Genomic DNA, 12387 nt, shown 5'->3' on the forward strand with positions numbered 1-12387 from the left:
GACGTTCGACTGCCAGAATGCATGCTCGTCGGGCCGGAGTTGCTTATGGGTGGTGTCGGGCATCGGCATAGTCATGGAGCAGGGAGATAGCTGCGCGTCCGGGCGTGGGTGTCAGAGTTCCAGCAGGAGGAGGGCGGCGATGTGGGCGCCTGGGTGTTCGACGCAGTCGAGGCCTGCTGTTTGGATGTAGAACTCACGGGTTTGGCCTGTGGTGGGGTTGCGGAGGGATTGGGTTCGGGTGGGTGGGGTGAAGTCGACTTCGTGGGCGGACCACATGTGGCGGAATTCGGGGTAGGCGGCGAGGGAGTGGATCAGGTCGGTGTAGACGGTGGGGGTGTCGGTTCGGCCTAGGGCGGCTCGGAGCCATTGGACGTATTGGCGGGCTTCGGAGTGCCAGTCGGTTTGGACTTGGCGGGCTTGGGGGGAGCCGAAGAGCCAGTGGAAGAGGTTGCCTGTTTCGGAGAGGCCGGGGAGGACCTCGGTCCAGGCGTTGTTGGCGGCCAGGATGTTTGCGCGGACGTCCAGGTAGGCGGCGGGGTTGGGGTCGTGCAACTCGAGGGCGTGGAGTTGGTCGGGGGTGAGGGCGGCGCGTAGTTCTTCGGTGGTTGGCACGGCGGCGGACGGGGATAGGCCGGCCAGGTCGAGGAGGTAGCGGCGTTCGGTGGCGGTCAGCGGTTGCAATCGGTCCAGGCAGCGGACCAGGGCGTCGACGACGGGGGCCGCGGGGTTGGCGCGGTCACCCTTTTCCAAAAGGGTTACGTAGCTGGCGCTTACGCCGGCGGCATAGGCCAGGCGTTCGCGGGAGATGGCGCGGTCGTCGCGCAGGCGGCGGAGGGCGTGGCCGAAGGTTGGGATCGCGATCTGCCATGCGGCGTGCGCGAGTTCCGGCTCCGTTGACACGTCCGACAGCTCCTCCCCGAATGGCCGTCGTGTCCGCCCTGCAACGCAGGACACGAACCAGCCGATCCGGATAGCGATGCTGCCACAAGATTGCGGAGGCGTTCGCTATTCGGGTGTCACGGGCTCGAATTCGCCATGAGGCCGAGAGTGAACACGTCGACTCCGAGGAGTTCACCGGCATCGGCTTCGGACAGACCCTGGGCGATCATCGCCCGGGCGGCGCGCAACAGGGTGGCATACTCGTGGGCCGTGGCGCGGGCGCGAGCGTCCCGGGCGAGTTCCACCGCCCCGACCAGCTCGCCGACGGATTCGACGTACACCTCGATATCCCCGGTATCGCACGGGATTCCGGTGACGGTGGCCGCCAGCTCCGCGACGGCGGCGCGCGCGGCCGACAGGGTGGCGGAATGGAAGGGGTCGACCTCGACGGGTAGGCCGATGACGGCGATCGTCCACCCGCCCCGCACCGGCGTAGCGGACGCGATACATGTGGTCATCGCAGGTAACTCCTTTGTTTCCGGCGGTCTGACAAGGGCCGGCGGATACGGAGTGTCCATGGCGCGACCGACTTGACGTGTCATAGCAGTGTTACCCCGGTCGCACGGCTGGACGCTCACGCCGTGCGTGATTTCGCTCATAGCCGGACCGCGGTGCGGCCGAAGGGGTCGGCCGCACCGCGGGATTCGGATGCTGTCGGTCAGGGAGCGATCGGCAGATCCAGGTGGGCCGCGCCGTTGGCGTCGGAAAGGGTGATGGTGGAGCGGGTATCGACCTGGTCGGAATAGAAGGGGTCGGCGCTGTCTATGACCAGGACCAGTTTGTGGAAGGGATCGACCTCGTAATCGGTGGCCTGGAGCGGGAACCGGAGCGGGGTCGGTTGGGCGGGATCGCGGTTGGCGACGGTGGCCGCCGCGTGGGTGATGATGCGGAGGGTGCCGGTGAAGGGCTCGAGGTCGAAGAGATAGGCGATCAGGGTGACCGTCGTGCCGGAAGGGGTGACCGTCAGCTCGAGTTCGGGTGTGCCCGCGATGTGGTGGCGTTTCAGGAATACCCGCGGGGTGGTCCAGACCGCGGCGCGGTTGCGTCCGATGTCGGCGAAACTCTGGCGATTCGGCATGAGGAGGCGCTCGAACATGCCGTCGAAGACCAGGGTTTTCGCGACCACGACCTGCTCGGGGCCCGACTGGAAGGTCTGGCTGACGGCCGCGGGCTTCTCGAGCGTCAGTGTGCCGTCGGGGGATCCGGTGGCGGGGGCCTGAAGGTGATAGCGGCGCACGGCTTTCGGCCAGGACGCCAGATCGGGGGAGGCCGTCAGGGTGAAGTTGTGCATGGATTCGGTGTGCACCTCGCCGTCCCGGTCGATGCCGTTGTCCACGCCGAGGAGGTAATGGTCGAACCAGTCGTAGGCGGCCTCGGTGGTGCGGGTGTAGACGCCGAGCAGCAGCCCGGGGATCTCGACCGCGCCGTGGTCGCCGATCGCCATGTCCAGGCGCTTGGGGCCGGGGTAGCGCTCGAAATATCTCAGCAGCTGATTCTGCGGGAAGATGGTCTCGTGCCAGAAACTGGTGAAAAAGGTTGGCACGGGACGGATCTCGGTGGGGTCCAGCTGCGCGGGTGACCTGGGTTTCGCGTAGTCGAGGACGCCCTCGATATTGGTGTTCGCGTTGAACCATTCGAGCACCTTCACCAGCTCGTCACTGGGATGCTCACTGACCTTGGCCAGCGCCGCCGCGGCCGCAATGTGCCGGGTGCCGTTGTCGTAGAGGGCCTCGCCGAGATCGGCCCAGGTGCTCAGCGCGACAACGGCTTTGACCTTGGGATGAGCGTTCGCGACCAGCTGGCTGATACCGGAGCCGTAGGAGATTCCCGCCATGCCGACGCGTTCGGGATCGGCGCGCATCTCGTGGTGCCGCAGCGCCCATTCGATGACCTCGTACCCGTCGGCGACATCCTCGGGACCGGCGACGGTCAGGTCGCCGTCGGATCCGGGCAGACCGCGTTCGGTGTAGGCGACGACCGCGTAGCCACGCATGAGCAGCCGGATCACGGCTCCGCCGTACATCTTCCATCCGGTCTTGTCGAGACCGGCCGGCATGACGATCATCGGATGCGGCTCGTCCGTACGCGGGTAGGCGATGAGCGCATCGAGCGAAACATTCTGGTGGCCGGGAATTTTCACGTTCTGGATAACGCATCTGCCGCGCACCGCGTCGACGTCGGTGGTGGCGTAGGTGGACACGCCCGTGGCATCACCGGTGAGCAGGTCGTTCACCAAGGCGAGCGCACTGGCTTCCTGATCCGGAGTCAAGAGGCGCAACTGACCCGGAATTGCTTGCGACATGTCAGATTCCCTTCATTGCATAAAGGGAATTCGCGAATTCACCAGGGGTGGAAGGCTTTTGCCGATCCTGTTGTATGTCAGATCGTACAACGGCCGCAGGGTGGTTGTGGGTGAATTCGGAATGCGCGAGTTCCTTTGCCTGCCAGCGCTTTTGGCAAAACGACTTGTCGGTATTCCAGATTCATCGAGGTGAAACGCGTCAAATGTGATCGGCCGGTTGCTGAATTTCACCGAGGATTTCGAGGATGGCCGGGCGGTCCGGCGCGCCGAGCAGGCGTTCGCGGAAGGCCGGATCCATGAGCTTGCGGGCCAGCAGGGCGAGGATGCGCAGATGCTCGTCGCCCGCGGCGGCCGGCGGGACCGCGATCATGAAGATGAGTTTGGCAACATTGCCGTCGGGGGAGTCCCAGTCGATGCCCTGCGGCGCGCGGGCGAAGGCCACCACGGGTGCGGTGACGGCGTCGGTTTTGGCGTGGGGGATGGCGATTTCGTCGCCCAGGCCGGTGACGCCCTCGGCCTCGCGGCGCAGGGCGGCGGCGAGGAGCTCGGCCTCGTCGGTCACCTTGCCGCTGCGGGCAAGGAGCGCCACCATTTCGCGGATGGCGGACGGCTTGTCGGTGGCCTCCAGGACCGGTTTCACCGTGCGCTCGGTGAGAGCGCCGTCGAGGATCTCCGGTTCGGTTGTTCCGGAGGCGGTTTCGGTGCCGGCGCCGGCTTCGGTGACGGCCGCGGCGGTTTCGTGCTGCGACGGTGCTTTCCGCCGCGCCCGGAACTCGATCAGCACGATCGTGAGCACAGCGGTCACCACGGTCCCCGCCACCACGGCGACGAAGAACATCGGAATCCCCTTGATCGCACCCAGCAACGCCACGATCGGCCCGCCGTGCGGCACCGCGTCCCCGACCCCGGCCAGCCCGGCGATCGCGCCCGCCACCGCGCCGCCGATCATGTTGGCCGGAATCACCTGCGCTGGACGGGAAGCCGCGAATGGGATCGCGCCCTCGGAGATGCCGAAGAACCCCATGAACATCGACGCCAGCCCGGCCTCGCGCTCCTGCTCGTCGTAGAGCGGACGCCGCAGCAGCGTGGCCAGGCCCTGACCCAGCGGCATGACCGGGATCGCGGCGGCCGCCATGCCCATGACCGACAGATTGCCGGTGGCGATGAGGCCCGCGCCGAACAGGAAGGCGGTCTTGTTGACCGGCCCGCCCATGTCGAAGGCGATCATCAACCCCACGATCGCGCCGAGGGCGATGGCGCTGGTGCCGGTCATCCCGCCCAGCCAGCTGGTGAGGTGCTCGAAGATGTAGGAGATCGGCCGCCCGATGGCGTAAATGAAGAACAGCCCCACCGCCAGCGTCGACACGATCGGCACCACGATGATCGGCATGATCGGCTGCGCGAACTTGGGGACCTTCACCTTCTTGATCCCCAGCACCAGATATCCGGCCAGGAACCCGGTCACGATCGCGCCCAGGAAGCCCGCACCCGCCTTGGAGTCGTAGAGCGACCCGGTATTGGCGATCCACCCGCCGATCATGCCCGGCACCAGCGCGGGCCGGTCGCCGATGGCGTAGGCGATATAGCCCGACAGGATCGGCACCATGAGGGTGAACCCGATACTGCCGATCTGATTGACGCTGTACCAGATCGAATCCTTCGGAATGACCAGCCCGCCCGAGGGATCGGTGTGCCCGCCCAGCGACAGCGAGATGGCGATGAGCAGACCGCCCACGGCCACGAACGGGATCATGTAGCTGACGCCGTTCATCAGCGCCTTGAGGGCCACGCTGCGTTCACTGTCACCCGGGCCCGAGTCCTCGGCCGTGCCTTCGTGAATGGGTGCGGAACGCACGTCCTCGATGAGCTTCTCGGGATGCCGGATGCCCTCCGACACCGGCACGATCAGCACCCGCTTGCCCGCGAATCGCCCCAGATCCACATCCTTGTCCGCGGCGATGATGACCCCGTCGGCGGCGGCCACATCGGCGCGGGTGATCGCGTTCTCGACGCCGATCGAGCCCTGCGTCTCGACCTTCATCTCGACCCCGAGCGCCGCGGCGGCCTGCCCGAGTTTCTCGGCGGCCATATACGTGTGCGCGATCCCCGCCGGGCACGCGGTCACGGCCACCAATTTCCGGTGCCGCGATTCGCCATTCACTTCGGATTCAGCCTCGACAGCACCGCCCACGCCGCGATCTCCTTTGAACGCACGCACAACGCTCCGACGCCTTGCATTCTGCTCGACCTACCACACGGGCATCGAATCGGGTACTGGGAAGCTGCTGGGTATCGGCATACAGTCCGCCCAGAATCCGGTTCCGGACCTCGCCGAAGGATATTGCGCGGCAGTACTTTTCGATTCGTCTCCGACAAACGAAATTCGAAAGGTCCTGAAATGTTTGCTCTCATCCTCGCCGCGGTCGGACTGATGACGGGAAGCGCGGTCGCCGCGGGCGCGACCGGTAGCGCGGCCATGGGGGCCGGGAATATCTGAACTATTGCTGCGGGTCCGCGGCCATCGCGTCGCGGACCGAACTTTCCTGCCTGCCACGGAAAGTGGGCTCGGGACGGAACAGAATGGAATAGACGGCCTTGGTATCGGCCAGCTGTTCGCGCAGCCAATTCTTTCGATAGACGTCGCCGTGAACCTGCGTGTCGTCGCCGACCGCGGTGGCGTCGATGCCCGCCGCGCGGCACAGGGCGATGGTGCGGGGCAGGCTGAAATCCTGGGTGACGGCGATGGCCGAGGTGACGCCGAAGATGTCGTGGGCGCGCACGCAGGACTCGTAGGTGCTGAAACCGGCGTAGTCCAGGGCGATCTTGGCGGCGGGGACGCCGTGGTCGATCAGGTAGGCGCGCATGGCGGTCGGCTCGTCGTAGCTGGCGCGGCCGTTGTCGCCGGTGAGGAGCAGGGCCTTCACCTTGCCCGCCTCCAGCAGTTTGCGGCCGAGGTCGAGGCGCGCGGCGAGATAGCTGGACGGCTTGCCATTGGCCCAGACCTCCGCGCCGAACACGATCGCGACATCCGCGGGCGGGGCGGTCTCGACGCTGTACTCGTACTTGCGGTGGGCCATCCGGATCCACAGGTCCGAGCCGATGCCGACGACCAGGCCCAGCACGATCACCGCGAGACAGATCTTCACCACGCGGCGTGCGGGAAACCAGGTGGCGACCCGTTTGCGGGCGGAGCGGAGGGCGGCGCGGTACTGCATGATCGCCAGTCTGCCGGACCCGCTCGGATTATCCGAAGACGTTTTCGTGGAGATCCTGTGTGATTCAGACCGTCTGCACGCCGATCATCGGCAGCACCGTCCGGCGCGCGAACTCCCGTGCCGCGGTCTCATCGGTCAGCGGGATCAGCCCGTCCGGCGTCAGCACCAGCGACTGCCCCAGCCGCGCCAGCACCTCCGCCACCAGATCCGCGTCGAAGGCGGGCACATCGCCGGATTCCTGTAGCGTGCGCAGCTTTTCGGCCAGATAGGTGCGCCCGACCGCGAGCACCGGACCGGCCTCGGTGGTCAGCCGCGGCAGGATGGTCTCGGGCTCGGTGCGCAGGAGTCGTTGCAGCAGTTTGTTGTTCGCCAGCTGGGTGATGAATGCGACGAAGATCTCGACCAGCTGATCGTTGGCCGCCGAGCCGCTGCTGGTGGCCTCCTGCACCCGCTTGTCGATCTCGGCGATGAACCGCTGCGCCTCGCGCACGCCGACCGCGGCGACCAGATCGTTCTTGGATTCGAAGCGCCGGTAGAGCGTGGCCGGGCTGATGCCGGCGCGACGCGCTATCTCCCCCATACTGGTTCGGCGAATCCCGAAGTCGAGGAAGGCCGACAGCGCACTCTCGAGTAGCTGTTCGCCTTCGGTCCGCGGCTTCTCCAGAATGCGTTGCAGGATGGTGGGCACGGACGGCATCGAGTCTCCAGTCGATCGGGTGGCGACCGCGACATTGCGGCGAACGGCCTTGGCGCTCTTGTGGAGTACCGGCCGTGCCGCATTATCGCAAAGACGGATCCTAGCGATACGCCCCGCATCCGATCAGTGGACGTTGAGCGCCGCCATTTCCCATTCGATGGCATTGGCCGCGAAATCCCGGCCGTTGGAACGTAACTCGTGGACCCGGCGCTGCAGCGCCTCCATCCCTCCGGGTTGCGCGGCGATGTCGGCCACGCTGATCCGGCGTCGGTGCATACTGTCGTGCTCGTACAACACCGTGGAAAACCTCCTGCTAGCCCCGAGCGCGCACCCGGCTTGCGGCGGCACAGCCCGGGCCGCCGGGAACGCTTCGCACGATGCTAACAGCGGCCTTTATGGTCGCTTGTTCAGTGTGGGGATTCTCACACACCCCGTTCAGTCACGCCTCTTGACCCTGGCGGTGCAGCGCCGTGTTGTGCAGGTACGCAGCGGCATTCAAGCGAATGTGATCACGCTCCGCCTCACTCAGCTCCCGCCGCACCTTGCCGGGCACTCCGGCCACCAGCGAACCCGGCGGAATCTGCGCGCCCTCGGGCACCAGCGCATTCGCGGCGATCAAGCTCCCCGCCCCGATCACCGCGCCGTTCAGCACCGTCGCGCCCATGCCGATCAGCACATCGTCGCCGACCGTGCAGCCGTGCAGGATCGCATTGTGGCCCACCGAGACTCCCTCGCCCACCGTGCACGGGAAGCCCGGATCGGCATGCAGCACACACCCGTCCTGGATATTGCTGCGCGCCCCGACGCTGATCTCGTCCATGTCCCCGCGCAGCACCGCCGAATACCAGACGCTCACTTCGGCTTCCAGCCGCACCCGCCCCACCACGGTGGCATTCGGCGCGATCCACGCGTTCTCATCGACCTGCGGCGCATGCTCACCCAGCTGAATCCTCATGGCCCGAACCTAGCGCCGGAACTGGGCGCGGTGAGCGGCGGGGGTGGTGCCGAGCAGGCGGTGGAAGTGATGGCGCAGATTGATGCTGGTGCCCAGGCCCGCGTCGGTGGCGATGCGATCCATGGTGTCGTCGGTGGATTCCAGCAGCAGGCGGGCGTGGTCGACGCGCTGCTGCAGCAGCCACTGCTGCGGGCTGGTGCCGGTGCGGTCGCGGAAGCGGCGGGTGAAGGTGCGCCGCGACATGAGGGCGGTGCGGGCCCAGCCGTCCAGATCCACCGGTTCGTCGAGATGCGTTCGCGCCCAGACCATCGCCTGTTCGATCGGGTCGTGATCGATGGATTCGGGGACGGCGACCGGGATGTACTGGGCCTGAGAGCCGCTGCGATGCGGGGCCAGCACCAGGCGGCGGGCTAGCTCGGCGGCGACGCGGCTGCCCTGATCGGAGCGGACCAGATGCAGGCAGCAGTCCAGGGCGGCGGCGACGCCCGCGGAGGTGATGAGGTCGCCGTCATCGGACCACAGGGAATCGGCGCGGACGCGGACGGCCGGATACGCGCGGCCGATCTCGGCGGCGGCAGACCAGTGCGTGGTGATCTCGCGGCCGTCGGCCAGACCGCTGGCGGCGATCGCCCACGCGCCCAGGCACAGGCCGACGATGCGGGCGCCGCGGGCGTGGGCGCGGTGCAGCGCGTCGCGAATGGGTTCGGGCAGTGGGCGATCGCGCTCCCAGCTGGGGATGACGACGGTGTCGGCAATCTCGGTCGCCTCCAGGCCGTGGTGGATGACGAGGTCGAAACCCGCCGGGGTGGAGACGGTTCCGGGGTTTTCGGCGCAGACGATCACGCGGTAGGGGTTGCCGTCCGCGCCGCCCGCGCCGATGCGGCCGAAGACCAGGGTCGGGACGGAGAGGTGGAACGGGCTGATGCCGTCGAAGGCGAGGACGGCCACGGTGTGCGTGGCTGCCACTGCGTGCGGGGCGGCTGCGACGGAATCGACCATGGCCCGATCTTATCGATAAGCGGCCTTCGGGCCACTGTCGGGAGCGCGTCGAGATCGCGAAACTCATTGGCATGACGAACACGATCGACACCGCAGCAGCCGCCACCACCCTCGAGGTGCTCCACATCGGCGGGCCCACAGTCCGATTCGCTTACGGCGACCTGACCTGGCTGACCGATCCCACGTTCGATGAGCCCGGCAATTACCCCGGCCCGGTGACCCTCTACAAGCTGACCGGTCCCGCCGTCTCGGCCGCCGAGGTCGGCCCGATCGACGTGGTGCTGCTGTCCCACGACCAGCACAAGGACAACCTCGACGCCGCCGGGCGCGCCCTGCTGCCGAGCGTCGAGCACGTGCTGTCCACCCCGGATGCCGCCGAGCGCATCGAAGGCGTTCGCGGACTGGCGAACTGGGAATCGGTTCGGATCGGCGCGGTGACCGTCACCGGCGTCCCCGCTCAGCATGGGCCGGACGGGTGCGAGCCGTTCACCGGCGTGGTGACCGGATTCGTGCTGCAGGCCGACGGTCTGCCGACCGTGTACGTCTCCGGCGACAACGCCTCGGTGCCGATCGTCGAGCGGATCGCGGAACGCTTCGGCCGCATCGACATCGCCATCCTGAATGTCGGCGCCGCCAACACCGACCGCTTCGGCGACGCCGACCTGACCCTCAACGGCCGCACCGCCACCCAGGCCTCCGCCGCCCTCGGCGACGCCCTGATCGTCCCGGTCCACGCCGAGGGCTGGGCCCACTTCTCCGAGCACCTCGACTACCTGACCCACCGCTTCACCGTCACCGGCCGCGACCACCTCCTCCGCATCCCTGTCCCCGGCGAGGTCCTGTCCCTCGCCGCCGCGTCCTGACCGCCGCGCTGAGTGGCACACCGGTGAGGGGATTTGCCCGATTCCCCCTCGCTGGTGTGCCACTCAACGGTTTTGCTGAGGCGTAGCCGGACGGGAAATCGGGTCGTGGCGGTCGTGGCGGCGGCCGCCGTGCGGGGCCACGATGGCGGTATGAGAATCGGGGTTCCGCGGGAGGTCAAGGAGCAGGAGTATCGGGTCGCACTGACCCCGGCCGGTGCCGGGGAACTGGCGCGGCACGGGCACGAGGTGCTGATGGAGGTGGGGGCGGGGGTCGGATCCGGGTTCGTGGATGCCGACTACGTCGCCGTCGGGGCGCGGATCGTGCCGACGCCGGAGGAGGTGTGGGCCGCGGCCGAACTGGTGCTGAAGGTGAAAGAGCCCATCGCCGAGGAATATTCGCGGATGCGGGACGGGCAGGTACTGTTTACCTTCTTGCATCTGGCGGCCTCGCGGGAGTGCACCGACGCGATATTGCGGTCCGGGATCACCGCCATCGCCTATGAGACCGTGCGCGCCGGCGACGGATCGCTGCCGCTGCTCGCGCCCATGAGCGAGGTGGCGGGCAAGCTCGGCAGCCAGGTGGGCGCGTATCACCTGATGTCGCCGCAGGGCGGGGCGGGCGTGCTACTGGGTGGGGTGCCCGGCGTGCGGCCCGCGGATGTGGTGGTGCTCGGCGGCGGGGTGGCGGGCAGCAACGCCGCGGTCGTCGCCATGGGGATGGGGGCGCGAGTCACGGTGCTGGACACCAATATCGCGCGCTTGCGGGAGCTCGACGCGCGGTTCGGCGGGCGGGTGGCGACCATCGGATCCAATGCGGCCGAGGTCGAAAAGGCGGTGCTGGCAGCGGATCTGGTGATCGGGTCGGTGCTGGTTCCCGGGGCGCGAGCGCCGAAACTGGTGCCCGACAGCCTGGTCGCGCACATGCGGCCCGGCTCGGTGCTGGTGGATATCGCCATCGATCAGGGCGGATGCTTCCAGAGCTCGCATCCGACCACGCACGCCGAACCGACGTTCCGCGTGGCGGATTCGCTGTTCTACTGCGTGGCGAACATGCCGGGAGCGGTGCCGCACACCTCGACGGTGGCGCTCACCAATGTGACGCTGCCGTATGCGCGCGCCATCGCGGATCTCGGGTGGCGGGACGCGTGTGCCGCCGATCATGGTCTGGCGCAGGGCCTTACGGCGCACGCCGGTCAGCTGTATTCACCCGAGGTCGCAGCCGCCCACGGACTCCGGCCGGTAACCCGCGTCGCCTCCTGAAAACGCGACGGGCCCGCACTCACCCCCCCGTCATCCCAGCATGCTTTTGGCTGGGATCCATTGGTGGATTCCGGCCAAAAGCACGCCGGAATGACGAAGGCGATTGTGGGCCCGTAGCTTTCGTGGTTCAGGCGTTGTCGCTGCCCTGCTCGCCCAGCGGCCAATCCGGCTCGCGGTCGTCGGGCAGGTGGATCTTGTCGGGGTTGCGCACCACGTCGATCTTGGTGATGCGGCCCTCGTCGATGGTGAACGAGAAGACGCCGGTGTTCTTGCCGTCGAACACCACCAGCCCCGGGCGGCCGTTGACCAGCACCGAACGACCCCACGCGCCACCGACCTTGGATGCGAACCCGAGGAAGCCGAGCAGCGTCTCGGCCACCTTCTCCGCGCCGTGCATGGGATGCAGGAACGCCTGCACCTTGCCGCCGCCGTCGGAGGTGAAGGTGACATTCGCGTCGAGCAGGCCCAGCAGGGCGCTCAGATCACCCGAACGCCAGGCGACCGCGAAGGCGGAGACCACCTTCTCGTGCTCGTCCGGGCTGGCCGGGAAGCGGGGCGTGCCGTTCTCCACGTGTTTGCGGGCGCGCGAAGCCAATTGGCGTACGGCGGCCGGGGTGCGGCCGACCACCTCGGCGACCTCCGGGCCGGACATGCCGAAGACCTCCTGCAGCACGAAGGCGGTGCGCTCGGCCGGGGACAGCGACTCCAGCACCACCAGCAGGGCGGTGGTGACGCGCTCGTCCTGGGAGACACGGTCGGCCGGATCGTCCCAGGTGGTGATCTCCGGCTCCGGAAGCCATTCGCCCACATACTGTTCGCGCCGCGCCCGCGCCGAGCCGAGGTAATCGAGCGCGAGCCGCCCGGTGACGGTGGTCAGCCAGGCGCGCAGATTCTCGATATCCGCACCTTCCGGACTGGTCTCGTAGTACCGCACCAGCCGCAGCCAAGCCTCCTGCACCACATCATCGGCATCGCTCAAACTGCCGAGCGTGCTGTAGGCGACCCGCCGCAGATACCCGCGATGCTCCTCGAACTGCCGCGCCAACTCCGCCTGATCGGGCCCGCCGCGCCGCTCTCCACCACTCATCGCACCCTCACTGCTCGCTCACGCCCGCCCGATCGGGCAGGCCGTCCACAGAACCGACGAAACCGATCGC

Annotated in this window: 12 protein-coding genes; 2 read left to right on the plus strand and 10 right to left on the minus strand. The window is 67.7% G+C overall.

Annotated features, from left to right (window positions below; translation table 11 throughout):
- Nucleotides 1-111: 111 nt before the first annotated feature.
- From ON43_RS45520 to ON43_RS11020, 9 genes are all read right to left on the minus strand, one after another.
- The gene (locus ON43_RS45520; protein WP_051178270.1) at nucleotides 112-900 is read right to left on the minus strand and encodes a helix-turn-helix domain-containing protein; all 789 of its coding nucleotides are present in this window, start codon (nucleotides 898-900) and stop codon (nucleotides 112-114) included.
- 116 nt (nucleotides 901-1016) lie between these two features.
- Nucleotides 1017-1397: a hypothetical protein gene (locus tag ON43_RS10990; protein WP_157513996.1), complete on the minus strand. Its 381-nt coding sequence runs from the start codon at nucleotides 1395-1397 to the stop codon at nucleotides 1017-1019.
- A 200-nt stretch (nucleotides 1398-1597) separates the two neighbouring features.
- Nucleotides 1598-3241: a CocE/NonD family hydrolase gene (locus tag ON43_RS10995; RefSeq protein ID WP_040806492.1), complete on the minus strand. Its 1644-nt coding sequence runs from the start codon at nucleotides 3239-3241 to the stop codon at nucleotides 1598-1600.
- A gap of 199 nt (nucleotides 3242-3440) precedes the next feature.
- Nucleotides 3441-5432, minus strand: coding sequence for a fructose-specific PTS transporter subunit EIIC (locus tag ON43_RS11000; protein WP_051178271.1), 1992 nt, complete (start codon nucleotides 5430-5432; stop codon nucleotides 3441-3443).
- 307 nt (nucleotides 5433-5739) lie between these two features.
- Nucleotides 5740-6456 carry a SanA/YdcF family protein gene (locus ON43_RS11005; protein ID WP_051178272.1) on the minus strand — a complete coding sequence of 239 codons (717 nt, stop codon included), beginning with the start codon at nucleotides 6454-6456 and terminating at the stop codon, nucleotides 5740-5742.
- A gap of 64 nt (nucleotides 6457-6520) precedes the next feature.
- Nucleotides 6521-7153, minus strand: coding sequence for a TetR/AcrR family transcriptional regulator (locus ON43_RS11010; protein WP_040806494.1), 633 nt, complete (start codon nucleotides 7151-7153; stop codon nucleotides 6521-6523).
- Between the two features lie 123 nt (nucleotides 7154-7276).
- On the minus strand, nucleotides 7277-7450 hold the full coding sequence (locus ON43_RS44760) for a hypothetical protein (RefSeq protein WP_157513997.1): 174 nt from the start codon (nucleotides 7448-7450) through the stop codon (nucleotides 7277-7279).
- Between the two features lie 142 nt (nucleotides 7451-7592).
- Nucleotides 7593-8108: a gamma carbonic anhydrase family protein gene (locus tag ON43_RS11015; protein WP_040806496.1), complete on the minus strand. Its 516-nt coding sequence runs from the start codon at nucleotides 8106-8108 to the stop codon at nucleotides 7593-7595.
- 9 nt (nucleotides 8109-8117) lie between these two features.
- Nucleotides 8118-9107 (minus strand): GlxA family transcriptional regulator, encoded by a 990-nt coding sequence (locus ON43_RS11020; protein ID WP_051178273.1) that lies wholly within the window; start codon nucleotides 9105-9107, stop codon nucleotides 8118-8120.
- A 71-nt stretch (nucleotides 9108-9178) separates the two neighbouring features.
- Between ON43_RS11020 and ON43_RS11025 the strand changes: the two genes are divergently transcribed.
- Nucleotides 9179-9970 carry an MBL fold metallo-hydrolase gene (locus tag ON43_RS11025; protein ID WP_051178274.1) on the plus strand — a complete coding sequence of 264 codons (792 nt, stop codon included), beginning with the start codon at nucleotides 9179-9181 and terminating at the stop codon, nucleotides 9968-9970.
- Between the two features lie 150 nt (nucleotides 9971-10120).
- Nucleotides 10121-11230: an alanine dehydrogenase gene (ald, locus tag ON43_RS11030; RefSeq protein WP_040806553.1), complete on the plus strand. Its 1110-nt coding sequence runs from the start codon at nucleotides 10121-10123 to the stop codon at nucleotides 11228-11230.
- Between the two features lie 127 nt (nucleotides 11231-11357).
- On the opposite strand, the gene sigJ is transcribed toward ald, so the two are convergent.
- Nucleotides 11358-12317, minus strand: a complete 960-nt coding sequence (gene sigJ, locus ON43_RS11035; protein ID WP_040806498.1) for an RNA polymerase sigma factor SigJ — start codon at nucleotides 12315-12317, stop codon at nucleotides 11358-11360.
- Nucleotides 12318-12387: the final 70 nt, after the last annotated feature.

Origin of the sequence: Nocardia concava NBRC 100430, from assembly GCF_000308815.1 — a bacterium.
GTDB lineage: Bacteria > Actinomycetota > Actinomycetes > Mycobacteriales > Mycobacteriaceae > Nocardia > Nocardia concava.